General features: G+C 39.3%; 12 protein-coding genes. 2 read left to right on the top strand and 10 right to left on the bottom strand.

What is annotated here, in order from left to right; genetic code table 11:
- Nucleotides 1–73: 73 nt before the first annotated feature.
- Complete coding sequence (locus bhn_RS05455; RefSeq protein ID WP_071175738.1) at nucleotides 74–697, bottom strand: hypothetical protein; 624 nt, start codon at nucleotides 695–697, stop codon at nucleotides 74–76.
- A 122-nt stretch (nucleotides 698–819) separates the two neighbouring features.
- On the opposite strand from bhn_RS05455, the gene bhn_RS05450 reads away from it, so the two are divergent.
- Nucleotides 820–2,481 (top strand): hypothetical protein, encoded by a 1,662-nt coding sequence (locus bhn_RS05450; protein WP_071175737.1) that lies wholly within the window; start codon nucleotides 820–822, stop codon nucleotides 2,479–2,481.
- Nucleotides 2,482–2,508: 27 nt separating this feature from the next.
- Here the strand turns inward: bhn_RS05450 and bhn_RS05445 are convergent, their stop codons facing one another.
- Together bhn_RS05445 and bhn_RS05440 are read right to left on the bottom strand one after the other, a co-directional pair.
- Entirely contained in the window at nucleotides 2,509–3,414 is a 906-nt protein-coding gene (locus bhn_RS05445; RefSeq protein ID WP_071175736.1) for a glycoside hydrolase family 43 protein, read from the bottom strand.
- Between the two features lies 1 nt (nucleotide 3,415).
- Nucleotides 3,416–5,569, bottom strand: coding sequence for a DUF2339 domain-containing protein (locus bhn_RS05440; RefSeq protein WP_071175735.1), 2,154 nt, complete (start codon nucleotides 5,567–5,569; stop codon nucleotides 3,416–3,418).
- Nucleotides 5,570–5,728: 159 nt separating this feature from the next.
- Here bhn_RS05440 and bhn_RS05435 point away from each other — a divergent pair, with 159 nt between their 5' ends.
- Nucleotides 5,729–5,947, top strand: coding sequence for a hypothetical protein (locus bhn_RS05435; protein ID WP_071175734.1), 219 nt, complete (start codon nucleotides 5,729–5,731; stop codon nucleotides 5,945–5,947).
- 44 nt (nucleotides 5,948–5,991) lie between these two features.
- Here bhn_RS05435 and bhn_RS05430 read toward each other — a convergent pair whose 3' ends face one another.
- From bhn_RS05430 to bhn_RS05400, 7 genes are all read right to left on the bottom strand, one after another.
- Nucleotides 5,992–6,981 carry a helix-turn-helix transcriptional regulator gene (locus bhn_RS05430; RefSeq protein WP_071175733.1) on the bottom strand — a complete coding sequence of 330 codons (990 nt, stop codon included), beginning with the start codon at nucleotides 6,979–6,981 and terminating at the stop codon, nucleotides 5,992–5,994.
- A 29-nt stretch (nucleotides 6,982–7,010) separates the two neighbouring features.
- The gene (locus bhn_RS05425) at nucleotides 7,011–8,783 is read right to left on the bottom strand and encodes a hypothetical protein (RefSeq protein ID WP_071175732.1); all 1,773 of its coding nucleotides are present in this window, start codon (nucleotides 8,781–8,783) and stop codon (nucleotides 7,011–7,013) included.
- 190 nt (nucleotides 8,784–8,973) lie between these two features.
- On the bottom strand, nucleotides 8,974–9,528 hold the full coding sequence (locus bhn_RS05420; RefSeq protein WP_071175731.1) for a histidine phosphatase family protein: 555 nt from the start codon (nucleotides 9,526–9,528) through the stop codon (nucleotides 8,974–8,976).
- A 115-nt stretch (nucleotides 9,529–9,643) separates the two neighbouring features.
- Nucleotides 9,644–10,675: a PrsW family intramembrane metalloprotease gene (locus bhn_RS05415; protein WP_071175730.1), complete on the bottom strand. Its 1,032-nt coding sequence runs from the start codon at nucleotides 10,673–10,675 to the stop codon at nucleotides 9,644–9,646.
- Nucleotides 10,676–10,699: 24 nt separating this feature from the next.
- On the bottom strand, nucleotides 10,700–11,395 hold the full coding sequence (locus tag bhn_RS05410) for a 4'-phosphopantetheinyl transferase family protein (RefSeq protein ID WP_071175729.1): 696 nt from the start codon (nucleotides 11,393–11,395) through the stop codon (nucleotides 10,700–10,702).
- A 10-nt stretch (nucleotides 11,396–11,405) separates the two neighbouring features.
- Entirely contained in the window at nucleotides 11,406–12,632 is a 1,227-nt protein-coding gene (locus tag bhn_RS05405; protein ID WP_071175728.1) for an EAL and HDOD domain-containing protein, read from the bottom strand.
- Nucleotides 12,633–12,731: 99 nt separating this feature from the next.
- Nucleotides 12,732–13,649, bottom strand: coding sequence for a glycosyltransferase family 2 protein (locus bhn_RS05400; RefSeq protein ID WP_236845971.1), 918 nt, complete (start codon nucleotides 13,647–13,649; stop codon nucleotides 12,732–12,734).
- Nucleotides 13,650–13,735: the final 86 nt, after the last annotated feature.

The following is a 13,735-nucleotide window of genomic DNA, read 5'->3' as shown; positions in this document are numbered from 1 at the left end:
ATTGTAATTATAGAACAGATGTTCTGATATGTAAATATCTTTTTGGCTATTTCAGGCTCAGTGCGGCCAAAAACTAATTTCCGGCGCGTTCCTCGTACATTTCGAAGAAGGTCTTACCCTGGTCCTTGGGATCAATATCTACGTCTTTGGCATGTTTTTTCCAGTCGTTGTCTTCTGGAAGAAGTTCGTAGGCGATGTTGTGCTGTTGCCATTCGAAAGCCATGTCATCAGGGGTTCTGTAGGACTCTCTGTCTAGGCCATGGATCTGGTGCTCGTCAGAAAGAGCTTCGCAGATCATGGTTATGTCAGAGTAATTAGTGATCTTATATGAATCTTTTATTTTCCAATTGTCGGTAGTATAAATAGCAGTGAAGGTCTCTCCAGCATAGATAAAGGAATAGGTTCCTTTGCTGTCTACTGCTGTAAGCTGTATATCTTCTTTGGAAGTCAGGATTCCGCGGCTGCTTTCCTCTTCGGCGCTATCTGCAAAATCTGACTCTGCAATTTCTTCCATCTTTTCTCTTGCTTCCTGCATAGCAGTAGAAAGAGCTTCTGAGGCCGCTTCTGCTCCAGCTCCAACTCCCTCTTCTATTTCACCCATATCAGGTAATGTGATAGCCTGTTCACAACCAGTTAAAACAAATATTAAACTTATTAGTAATAGTCCTTTTTTCTTCATACCCTGATTATACGGCATAACCTCACTATTTAGCAAAATACTGTCAATCAATTTTCACAATGAATTGTATATTTATCTTTCTCAAAAAGCTAATATTTGATATAGTGTATTTTGTATTTTTTGGGAAGGAGTTATTTTCAATGAGTGGACAACAATTTGACCCTATTACAGGTCAGCCAATCACACCACAAGACGCAACAAATAGTGCACCAAACACTACAATTCCGGGTGCACAGCCTTTTAATATCCCAGGTGCGCAGCCAATCAATATTCCTGGAGCGCAGCCTGTAGGAAACGCAGGTGCAAAGCCTGTTAACCCAGTGCCAGTTCAGCCGGTAACAAATCCAAATCCTACACCGGTTCAGCCAGCACAGCCAGTTATTCCTGGTGCTCAGCAGGCAGCAAATGCTGGTCAGCCAGTAGTTCCTGGTATGACTACAATAGCTTCTTATAGCGGAACTTATTCCCCTAAGAATCCTGCAGATAAGAAAAAGCTTATGATCATCGGAGGCGGTATAGCAGCTGCGCTTATCTTGATAGTTGCTATCATTGCATTCAGTTCAGGTGCAGACAAAAAGCCAAATGATCCAATAGATATTGCATCATCAAAGTCTTCAAAAGAAGATACAAAAACACCTGATGGCAAGAAGTCAGATGATCCATCAGAAGATAAGTCATCAGATGCGGATAAAAAGCCAGCGGCAAATACTCCAGCAAACGTAGATTCATCAAGTATGTTTGCTTTCACAGTTGATGGAGAGACATATTCATTACCTCTTCCAGTTTCATACTTCCTTGAGCATGGCTGGACTTTCCAGGATGGAGCTGATGCAAGTGAGTTACTTGGTACAAATGAAACAACCTTCACCTCACTTAATTACAAGGGTAAAGACACCTACTGCTCTGTTGCGATCACAAACTACTCATTCAATGCATATGAAGCCAAGGATTGCTACGTTACAGAGTTTTCTCTTTATTCAAGATCTCTTGAAAAAAGCGGTATTGAAGCATCGATTCAAAACAATCAGATCGTAATTGGAAAGAGCAAATCAGAGGATGTCACAGCTATTTTTGGTAATCCAGATCATGAGTACAGTGGAACTCTTACTTATTACAAAGATCACGATGATATGAATGTATTCAATACCATCACTTTCACATTTGACGATTCAACAGGTGTTCTCCAAAACCTCACTATCACAAATGAGGAAATGCCTGAAGGTTTCGACAGGGGTGAAGTTAATGAAGCTACTCCTGATTATGTAAGCCAGTACAAAGATCCTTCATCTCTTGGAGATGATTTCCTTTCAGGAAATTTCCAGCTTGGCGGTAAGGTATATAACCTTCCTGTTCCACTTCAGAAGCTCCTTGATGATGGATGGAGCATTGCTAGCAGCAATGTAGCTGGGGACTCTCCTATTGGTGCTGAAGAGCAGATCAGTATTGCTCTCTCAAAGGATGATCAGAGTATCTACGTTATGCTTTACAACAAAGGTAACAGCGCTACACTGGTTAAGAACTCAATGATCACAGAACTCTCCGTCTATATTTCATCTTACAGAGAGTCAGATTTTGAAGTTCCTGGTCTTTCTACCAAGACATCAAACACAGACTTTAAGGCTATGCTTGATTCTAAGGGAATCAAATATGAGTACAAAGATGAATATGAGTACTACAAGATCAGCCTTGATCAAGATGCTGAAGAATCTGACTATTATAACGGTTACAGAATCTATGTAAACAGCAAAGAAGATTCTATGGACTCTATAACACTCTCACGTAAGGGTTGGTTAGCAGACTGATACAACAAAAAACTTCTGATTCAAAGCTTAATTGCTTTGAACCAGAAGTTTTTTTAATGCATCATATTCATCTTTGGTAATTGTCATGATTCCGCCGTGACGCTTCTTGTTTTCTCCAAGATCAAATTCAGATTCATCAAGAACTCTGAATTCTCCACTAGATAAGTCATTAGTCACCATTGGAAGATATCCCTTGCCTTCAGCGTATCTATCAACTATGAGACAATACTCATCTCTATCGTTGAACTTAAATATCTCAGGACCTTCAACTCCTTCCATCTCTCCAAGTGTCTTTGAATCTATCAGTTTGAAGCTATTGTTTTCAAGGTCTTTTCCAAATTCAGCCTTGATCTTCTTGGTAGTCTCATCCTTGGTATATCTATAGTAACCTTCCTTAGTGCTGATGATCGTTGAATCAATGATGTGATTGTCGCTCTCTGTATAAAGCTCTGTATCGGTAAAAGAAGAAAAGTCCTTAGTAAAGGTTCTATAGATCTTTTGCTTATTATCTGTCATAGAAGCAAAGAAGATCATATACATTTCTTTTTCCTTGTCATAAATTACTTCGGGAGCCCATACACAACCTGCACCGGGTACTCCTACAGTTACTGCTCTTGGCCCTTCCCAGTTTACAAGGTCTTTTGACTCCCAGATAAGAATATCTCTGCTGCCGCCATGCTGCGCTACATCCCAGCCTTTGCCAGCTTCTATTCTTAAGTCTGTGGCAATTATCCAGTATTTCTTTTCATTAACAGCTCTTATGATAAATGGGTCTCTAGCGCCCTTCTCGCCAATTGTTGACTTAAGAACCGGCTTACCACCATTTAGATCCTTCCAGTGTAATCCATCTTCAGATAAAGAAAAATAGATCTGCTCTCCATCCTTGTGTTCCCCTGTAAAGTGAACAAATAAATATCCGTATAAATCCTTCATGTTACTCTCCTGCCTGCTGTATTTTATCTAGTTTTTCAAAATGATTATATATAGCGCTTATTGCAAAGCACAATACACCACTTATAAGGAAGCTGATAGCATGTCCAATGCTGTTTTCATAGGAAATATCAACCATGATGAACTTGAACACACATATCATAGAAAGGACAAGGCCGTATATTCTAAGGCACTTTCCCTTGCCCCTTAGTACAAAGCCGCCTACGATACATACGATAGCAAACGCAAGTATTATCACGCTTACAAGATAATTTTCACAGTCATTTGCAAGAAGGCTAAATAGCAGTATCACTCCAAACTTGATGCCTGCATATAAGAGCTCTCCGCCGCCATTTCTGATATGCCTTCCAAGATTGACGCACCCAAGGACCACTGCAAGTAATATATAGCCCCATACCATCCATTTGGTACTAACATCAAACATAAGAACAAGTACTACAAGTAGCATACATCCATTTAACACGTTAAGAGCTATATTTATCGGACTGTTTTCCTCGCCTTCTCCATAGGTAAAGAACTTAAAGCCTATAGCAAGTGCATTTACAAGAGAAAAAGCTGCGATTGAAATAAGCTCTGCCTCATTTTGGCCGATGCGAAGTCCCATTTCATAGCTAAACTTTGCAAGAGCGATCAGCATCATGAAATATGCTGTATTCTTCATATAGTTCTTTTCTCCAAGAACGAAGGTCTCGACGATAAAGCAAAATGCAAAGAAGCAAAGTGCACAGAACGCCAGCATAACTGTAGCGTTACTACCAAACATATAGAACATTGTCCAGATTGCAAGACCTCCTGCCTGGATCTTCATAATGTCAAACTGTTTGAAAAGACCATAACACATAATTACAAGGAACAGAATATAGATAATGCCTGTATTAATAAGCTGTGGAAGATCATATCCTGCGTAAGTTATAAGTATCAGAAAGCACAATCCGGTCCAGATAGCATTTATGATATTGAGGTTATACTCGTGACTCTTATTATCCTCTAATACCATATAAATTTCTCCAATAACGCCAATCAGCAACATGAACCCACATATAAGAGGTTCTTCATAAGGCGTAATGACAACTGTAACAACAAATGAAAACAAAGCTACGCAGGCTGAAAGCAGGCCCCATATCAGATTTTCTGACTGTTGGAGCTTAAGCCTCATGCCAAGTAGTGCTACATAAGCCAAAGTAAATATGGCTGTCAGGATTCCAAGAGCAATGACTGCTGAAGTATTACTGTCAAAGTTAATAAAGATATTCACATCAAAGACTGTCAGCGCAAACAAACTGACACCGATCTGAATATTTCTGCTTAGTCTCTTTTTACTAAATACGAAAAGATATACCACCGCCATTACAATAATGTAGCCAAGCATAGGGAAAATGAGCTTGTAGCTACTCATATTGCCGCTAAAGAATACTGCCACCAAAAAGCCCATGTCTGCAATGATCTGGAACAGAAGGCTCTTTTTCTTGTCGATGAAGACAACCATAAGTCCCCAAAGAAGTAGCATCACATACATCTCAATATCGTTAAAGTACATAAATACTGCTCTTGTAACTATGATGGACAGGTACAGGCACCCTTCTCCGCAGGCAAACAACGCGCTAAAGAAGGAGTTTTCAGGTTTCTTTTTGTGGAAGTAAAATCCGATTCCTGTAAGAAGGATACTTCCTGTAAACATAAGACCAACCTTCACCACATCGCTAAGATATGGGATCAGGAGCTTTGCAAAAAGAACTAATGAAATGAATATAAGTATGCTGGCTGCGATTCCCATGAGATGTGAACCGATCCAGGATTCAGTGAAGATGCCTTTCTTGGAAGTGTCTCTTCCCTGAGCATCAGATACGTTAACCGCACTAGGAATATTAACCTGTGAAAAGATAGCCTGGCTTTCTGAAGGCTTCTGAACTGGCCTGTTGTATGTAGGCTGCGTGTACACAGGCTTTTGATATATAGGCTGAGTGTACGCATTTGACTGAACCGGCTGTACAGGCTGTGTCTGCTGTATTTTTTCTTCTTCCTGGGATTTTTTTATTTCAGATATTTCCTGAGCTACTTTGCCAAGCATAGAATTGATGCTAGACATCTGGCGCTGTATCTCAGCAACTTCTTTTTCAAGATTATCTAAATTATTCATGCGCTCTCCCCTTTCAAATTCCCCAATAGCCACATTATACTTCAAATGTAAGGGGGTATAAAGTTTATTTTCATTTAATATTTGCTACACATTTATGAAACATAAAACAGGTATCATTATCCTATCGTTCTATATAAACCAGAAGGGAAGGTAGACTAGATGGGAAGAATAGAATTTGAAATCGCAGAATATGTAGGTAACTATACCAGAAGACGTGGCTATCCACCTACTGTAGAGGAGCTTATAAGTACATTCGGAATAATTACAGTAATGTGCTCATTATTTTATATCTTAAATCTCTATAGGATCGGAATGATTAGAAACAGCCTGTTCTTTGGAACAAAAGGCTTACAGCTTCTGCCAGTAAAAACTAAATAAAGACAAAGCTAGGGCTGTGAAAATAAATTCACAGCCCTTTAAAATTACTTATATAATTCCTTAACCTTCTCTAATTCTTCTTTGAATCTCATTTTTACTTCATCAGGACCTGCGATGACTACTGAGCCCCCAAGAGCAAATATCCATCCAAAGAACTGATCACTTACTGCAACATCGACATTTGTTTCAGACCAGCCAGCAGTAGCTGACTTCCTGATAGAAATGTCTTTTCCAAAACGATCAAGTAAGACTCCGACCATTTCATCCTTGAACCTAAGCTTTACCTTAGTCTCTTTTCCGCCAAACATTCCAAAGTTCATCTTGGAATAGGCTGCCATATCAAAGGCTGCGAAATGCTCTTTACCTTGGCGTTTCTTATCAGTGATCTTGATCTTGTTGATCTTATCTACTCTGTAATGCTTTATCTTTTGACTTTCATCATCATAGGCAATGAGGTAATAGTTTTCATCATCCCATGTAAGAGCCCAAGGGCTTACTTCGTAGCGTTCTTCTTTCCTTGGCACCAGTTCTTTTTGCAGGTTCCATTTAAGATATTCAAAGGTTATCGCCTTATTATTGATTATGGCGTTATGAATATCATCTACAGTGTAGTAGATACTCTCGTTCATGGTCTTGATACGGCCCTGAACTTCAACCTGTCTTTTTAACTGACTTGCCTCGTACTCACTTACAAGAGCTGTAAGCTTTTTGATGAGAGCATTAGACTTCTTTTCAGTTATGAACTTTGAAGCCTGAATGGCATCAACTAACAGCTTAAGCTCAGCAAGTTCGAAGTGCTTGGATCCAACATGGTAATAATAATTTCTGCCTTCATGCTCTAGAAGCACATCTATTCCTAGAGTCCTAAGGGCCTCCATATCATCATAAAGACTTTTCCTATCAGCAGTTATGCCGTATTCTTCAAGCATATCCTTGATCTGCGGCATTGTCAGATAGTGATCATCATCTGTCTTTGCAATCATGATCTTAGCCAGATAATATAGCTTTAATTTCTGATTAGTACCCTTCGACATATATTGATGTAACCTCCCGGCATGGAAAATTATTTAGCTTTCTTGCGGCCAAGTACTGATGTTGTTACAAGAGCACCAGCTGCAACTACTATTATAAACAATCTTCCTGCATTATTGGAAGTATCATCTGTCTTTGCTCTTCTTGCTCCAAGAACTGCCTGTCCATTTTCTCTTCTAGCGCCGAGAACCTGAGCTTCAGGTGCTGGCTGTGTGAGAACTGTAGGAACTACAGGTGGCTCTGAAGGTGGATCTGATGGTGGGTCTGATGGAGAATCTGAAGGTGGATCGTCTGGATCCTCTGGTGGATCATATGGTGGTGGGACTGGTTCTGAAAATCTTCTGATAACTAGTCGACCTGCATAATTCCAAGCAATGTCTTCGTAGAAATTATCACCAAGCTCTCCATCAAGCTTTGATATAACAGCAATATTGATGCTCTGTCCTGGCTCCCATTTTGCATCACTTGGGAACTCCTTTACCTCTTTTCCATCTAATTCGAAATATGTTCTCCATGCTAAACTAAAGAATAAATCATTCCAAGCTTTAGCCACATCATTTCCAAAACTCACTTCCTGCCCAGTCTGTTCTTTAATTCTGTACTCTGCGTTTTTAATAAACAATTCGTCAATCTTGTCAGGATCATCATCCTCCAGCTTTTCCAAAAATCGAGTTACAGAATACATATTTTTTCTGTAAAGACTTTTCTCATCAACACTTGAATCAAATTGCACATTATTTTCTTTTAATATGTTTCTACCTTCTTCAGTCTCTATCAAAAAATGCATAAGACTGGTTCCCACATAACCTGTATGAGAACCTAAGAAGCTGCCACTAGGAGTAACTAATATCTTTCCATCATCAGACTCTTTGACTATTGTGTACCCCATCTTTTCTAAAGCTGCTCTGTTTCTTTCTGAATCTGGAAGAGAGTAATACAGAACATATTTTGAAGGATCTTCAGTATATTCTACAGTATATGTCTCATCCGTGTTATTCAGCTTAAAATGAACAGAAACAGTGTCTCCTGGCTCAAGGGATTTCTTAAGTCTAGGTGTATTAATAACTATCTCGTCTAAACCATCTCCTGTTACTTCTACCACGAATGAATACTCTGTTCCATCATCACTACTAACTGGCTTATATATATATTTATATCCTAAATAAGTCTCAACAATACTTCCATCATCAAGTGTCTCTACACTGATAGGATCATCAGGACTAGCTGTAGCTGCAGGAGCAGCTGCTAAACGTAGCGAAAACAACTTTGTTGGCTGTTCTTCACTTTTGTTCTCGTTAGTCTCGGGCTCTGCGTCATTGACGTTACTTTCACTATTAAGTTCAGAAGCTGCATCTTCCTTTTTATCAGATTCTGCTTCAGGCTGATCCTCCTTCTTTTCCTGAGTCTCACCTTCAGTTAAAGTAATAGTGATCTCACCATTCTCAAAAGAAGCAGATACATTAGCTGGTACCTTTGGCTCTTCACCCTGTGCTGGTTCTTCACCCTTTGGCTCTTCAACAGGTGCAGGAGCAGTAGCTGAAACCACCTCTGCTGATGCAGGTGCAGGTGTCTCAGGTGCAGGTGTAACTTCCTCAGGCGCTGGCGCAGCTGGAGTTTCCTCATCCTTTATTTCTTGTACTACTGGTGCTTCAGCTGGAGTTTCAGCTGAAGATGATTCCAGTGTTGCGTCATCAGACGTTGCATAAACACTGGTTCCTGGAACGATTGCAAACGATACGATCATAAGTCCCGCAAGCGCAGAAGCAGCTATCTTGCGTAGCTTTCCATAAACATTCCTTGTCATATTCCCCTCCATTAAGAAAATCATAAAAGCATTAAAAAAATAATAATTTGCCGTTAAAAAAATGATACATGGGATGATAAAAAATATCAATATTAAATTTCATTCAATCTAATTATTTTGTGAAATTATATTTCATGGCAGTGAAAAATTTATAATTCCGAAAAAGAAAAGCTCCCGTAAAACCAGCGTTTTACAGGAGTCTGACTAATTCGCAATTTCCTATGAGATTGTCCCAGAAATGTTCAAGTGGAGTTTTTTTTATGTGAGAAATAAGACTACATCCAAGTGCTCCATGAGCTACTATCAAGATGTTCTTATGTGGATCTTCTTTTACCTGAGGATAAACAATCTCATCCAAAAAGCTCTTACTTCTCTCGCTTAATTTTTCAAGTGATTCGGCGCTACCTGTAGGCACATAAGCTTCAGGCCTTACAAATAGCACATTTACAGGATTCTTTGGATCATCAAAATATCCAAGTGATCCTTCATATTCGCCAAAAGACATCTCTTTTAACCTGTCATCATAGATAATAGGAGTATCTGTGCCTTCGAGGAAAAGCTCTGCTGTTTCCTTAGCTCTTAAAAGTGGAGACGCATAGCACACATCAAAATGAAGGTCCTTATTCTTTTCTCTTGCTGTTATAGCAGCCTGTCTTCCTTCTTCAATAAGAGGTATATCAATCTGTCCTTGGAGCTTTTGCTCCTTATTCCACTGTGTTTTGCCATGTCGCATTATATAAAGCATTGCATATCTCCAATCTACCTACAAAGTCCTACACATTATAACAAATTTTATGAAAAAAAAGACCTGCCTTGCTAAATCAATTTAGCAACGACAGGTCATAAATTCAAATTTCCAATTATTTATTCTCGATACTTTCTGGAGTAAATACTGGGTTAGGATTGTAAATACCAGGCTCAGGTGTCTGTGTTACAACTGGCTCCTGAACTGGAGCTGCAGGAACAGGTGCTACAGGAGTCTGCTGAACTGGTACTACTGGTGTCTGCTGTACAGGTGCCTGCTGAACTGGTACTACTGGTGTCTGCTGTACTGGAACTTGCTGCATTGGTGCAACTGGAGTTACAGGCTGCTGATTCATCACTGGAGCCTGAGGCTGTCCCATTACTGGAGTCTGCATCTGTCCCATCATTGGAGCCTGCTGATACATTCCCTCTGAGCCAACTGCCATCTGCATTTCTGGTGCAAGTGGGCTGTCAGTCTTGGACATCTTAAGAACTCTCTTGATTGCTGCAGTAACCATAGCAATTTCGAATATGATAAATACTAACATGATTCCGTCATACTGATATGAGAGGCAGAAGTCATAAGTTCCATGAAGTAAGATAGGAATAAGAAGTGACTTGAAGATGTTCTTCTTTTTGCCCTCTTCATCTCCATTAAGCTCACATCTCTTAGCCATACCATAGTAGATACCCATGAATACACCAAAGATGCAGTGTCCTGGAACTGACATGATAGCTCTTGTGATTGCTACAGAAAGTCCATACTGAAAGCAGTACATAATGTTCTCTACTGTTGCAAAACCAAGTGTTGCGCAAGCGCCATATACGATTCCGTCAAATGAGAAGTTAAACTCACGATTTTTCCATGTTCCGAGCTTAAGAGCAACGAACTTACCAATCTCCTCAGAAAAGCCAACTACGCAGAAGTACATAATAGCATTATATAATGCGTTCTCTGTTCTAAAGAATAATGAAAGAATTGCACTACCGGCCATCTCCATCAAAATAGCTGAGATTACAGATAATGCACCAAAGCCAAATACCTTAGCCATGAGGCTTACTGGCTCTTTCTCAATGTTATCTAACTTGTAGATAACGATAAGTAATACTGCAGCAGGTAACACTGCAAGGAATGCTAAAATCGACATTTACTCTATCCCCTTTTCAAAGCGTTATAAAAAATTAATCACTTTGTTAAAGTTATTATTTTTGGAGCAGATTGTCAACATTATTTCATCATAATTATTAAAAAAAATGTTAAGATTTTCCTCAGGGAAAGCCTGACATTTTACTGCTACTTTCTCTCCAAAATCCACATGTATAGAAGCAGGGGCCATGGCTATTCCAGTTCCATAATATTTCATTATACTTTCCTTGATAGTCCAAAGAGCTGTATAACGCTCATCTCTATCTTCCTTAGTCTCTGCAATGCTTTCCACATCCTGGATTTCTTTATCGTCAAAGACTTTTTTTATTAGTCCCTCACTAAAGTTACGTTTTTTTTCAATATCTACCCCAACCTCACTGTCAGATATTGCACACACTGCAATATTTCCAGAGTGAGACAGATTAAAAAAGATATCCTCTCTTCCCAAGATATAAGGCTTGCCATGTTCAGCTATTCCAACTTCATATTCTTTTATCCCATTTGCCAAAAGAGCTCTATGAAGCGCGATACCAGCGCCAAGAGAAAGCTTTTTATCATTTATGGGCTTTATGCCGTCTATCTTCTTTTTCCTATATTCAGGCATTTTCTGATACCAGGAATCAAAGGCCTCTTTATCATCTAGTATTCTGATGTCTACTCCAAATATCTCATTCATTAGCTTCACCAAAAAAGCCGCGCCAGATTCCTCCAGCGCGGCCATTATAACCTCTTTAAGTTACTGGGATAAGATCTCTATACCATCTTAATGCATTAAGATATGCTTCGTAAACCTTATCCATATCAATATTATCAAGTACCATAAGCCTGGAGACTTCGATCCAATCTGCATCCTCATAGCGTTTGATAAAATTAAGTATCTTGTAATAATCTCCTGAGTTCTCCAAAAGTGCCTGTCTAACAAGCTTAGGCACAACTACCATGTCAAGGGCTTCTTCCATAGTCTTATCAAGCATGATATCAATTGCTGAAAAAAGTCCCATAATAAAGAGCTCAGGTCCCTGCATTGCCATTTCATAAAGCTCTGCCAGATTCTCAGCAAATTTGGCTCTGATCATAACAAGTCTTGTGATCTCAGAAGGCTTATCAGCACACAGCTCCTTGGTAACAGCTGTATTTATCCATCTCTTTAGCTCTTTTTGACCCATCATAGCTGCTGCATGTCTGATAGATGTGATCTCAGAATTGAGAGCCATTCTGTTAACGATCTCCAAAAGAGAGATCACCAGAGCTGGGTCCTTACCGATAACATCAGCTGCATCTGTAAGATCAAAGTCAGCATCATTTACTACATTTAAAAGCTCAATATAATTTACTTTTAGAGGATTAACTTCTGTCTCAGACTCTTTTACCGGCATTCTGAAGAAGCTTCCTTCATAAAGATCATAGCCGCCGTCTTTGGTAAGCTCATCGTACTCATCCTGAGTATCTACATTTACTGCACAGAGCTTGATATTAGGATATACAGCTGTGAAATATATCTTTGCCTTCTGTATATCAATCTTAGAATGATTAAGTAAAATATAATCACATTTATTAAGAATCTCTCTATAAGGTTCGAACTGGATAATAGGGAGTTTTCTCATAGCCAGCTTGTATCCCTGACTCTTTAGCTCTTTTACCCTCTTAATAAACTGTTCCTCGGGCTTAATGGTATTATCCATCAAAAGAACTACCTTATTTGCAGGCACTGTACATTGAAGGGATATCTCTGAAAAAATTGAAAACTGATTTATGGGGACAAATACTTCCTTGCCGCCAGAAAGAGTAGATACACCCATGCTACTGACAACTTCCAGCTCATGAACAGTACCAGCTCCGTCGTATCTTGCGCCGCCCTCGAGATTGGGATTCAAGAAATGATTCTCTTTGCGGGCAAACACAGAGTAGGCGCACACTGACATATTACCATCAAACAAAGGAATTAATGTAGCTAACATTTATGTCTCCTTTCCTGTACAAAAAGACAGACTCCCACCTATATTGTACTCTATATTCCCGTTTAAACCAATATTTTTTTATAAAATAGCGTCAACCAATTATTTTTCATCAGTTGTTTTGTCTATGATATATCTAGGTCTTCCCTTAACTTCATCATAGATCTTGGAAATGTAAAACCCTATAACACCAAGTCCCATCATGATAACAGAACATGTAAAGCACTGAAGAATGATAACTGTTGTAAAGCCTTCTCTTGCAGTTCCTCTAAAGTACTGAACAAGAGCCTCGATGCTCACAAGTAGCCCAAACACAAATACGAATACTCCCATGATAGTAACTATCTGCATAGGAGCAGATGTAAAGGACGTAATGTTAGTAACAGCATACTTGATAAGAGATCTTGTGCTCCACTTGGAAGTACCAGCTTCTCTTTCTCTAACTTCATATTCAACTTCTGTCTGCTTGAAACCAACCCATGAAGAAAGGGCTCTAAAGAATGCGTTCTTTTCATTCATATTGATCAGAACGTTGATGGCTTTCCTATCAAGAAGCTTGAAATCAGATGCTCTGGACATATCAAAGCCAACAGCATCGCTCATTATTGAATAGAAAGTCTTGGCAGCAAACTTGTGCATGCCGCTCTCTCTACCTCTACTGGTCTTAACACCTTCTACTATCTCATAACCCTGTTCCCAGAGTCTGTACATCTCAACGATCTTTTCTGGTGGATGCTGAAGGTCACAGTCGATTACCACGCAGCAGTCTCCCTTTGCCTCTGCAATTCCAGCAAATACCGCTGACTCCTTGCCAAAGTTTCTGGAAAAGCATACGCCCTTAACACTAGGAATAAGGCTAGCCTGCTCTTCAATCCTCTCCCAAGTTTTATCCTTGGAACCATCATTTATAAACAAAAGCTCATGATCTATTCCTGCATCATTCAATATGGTATCGATCGTCTTAGCAGTTTTGGGGATAATCTCCTCTTCATTGTATGCAGGTATTACTACTGAAAGCACTATTAAATCCTCACTTTTTCGATAATTAAACTATCTTTTTTTTACGCTGTATTATATCATAAATATAGTAGTATTTCTATAAATCC

Source organism: Butyrivibrio hungatei (assembly GCF_001858005.1).
Taxonomy (GTDB): domain Bacteria; phylum Bacillota; class Clostridia; order Lachnospirales; family Lachnospiraceae; genus Butyrivibrio; species Butyrivibrio hungatei.
This window is presented reverse-complemented; position numbering and strand designations above follow the sequence as displayed.

Coding starts and splice junctions, on each gene's coding strand:
- bhn_RS05455 (WP_071175738.1), bottom strand. CDS start 697: ATGCCGTATAATCAGGGTATGAAGAAAAAAGGACTATTACTAATAAGT.
- bhn_RS05450 (WP_071175737.1), top strand. CDS start 820: ATGAGTGGACAACAATTTGACCCTATTACAGGTCAGCCAATCACACCA.
- bhn_RS05445 (WP_071175736.1), bottom strand. CDS start 3,414: ATGAAGGATTTATACGGATATTTATTTGTTCACTTTACAGGGGAACAC.
- bhn_RS05440 (WP_071175735.1), bottom strand. CDS start 5,569: ATGAATAATTTAGATAATCTTGAAAAAGAAGTTGCTGAGATACAGCGC.
- bhn_RS05435 (WP_071175734.1), top strand. CDS start 5,729: ATGGGAAGAATAGAATTTGAAATCGCAGAATATGTAGGTAACTATACC.
- bhn_RS05430 (WP_071175733.1), bottom strand. CDS start 6,981: ATGTCGAAGGGTACTAATCAGAAATTAAAGCTATATTATCTGGCTAAG.
- bhn_RS05425 (WP_071175732.1), bottom strand. CDS start 8,783: ATGACAAGGAATGTTTATGGAAAGCTACGCAAGATAGCTGCTTCTGCG.
- bhn_RS05420 (WP_071175731.1), bottom strand. CDS start 9,528: ATGCTTTATATAATGCGACATGGCAAAACACAGTGGAATAAGGAGCAA.
- bhn_RS05415 (WP_071175730.1), bottom strand. CDS start 10,675: ATGTCGATTTTAGCATTCCTTGCAGTGTTACCTGCTGCAGTATTACTT.
- bhn_RS05410 (WP_071175729.1), bottom strand. CDS start 11,395: ATGGCCGCGCTGGAGGAATCTGGCGCGGCTTTTTTGGTGAAGCTAATG.
- bhn_RS05405 (WP_071175728.1), bottom strand. CDS start 12,632: ATGTTAGCTACATTAATTCCTTTGTTTGATGGTAATATGTCAGTGTGC.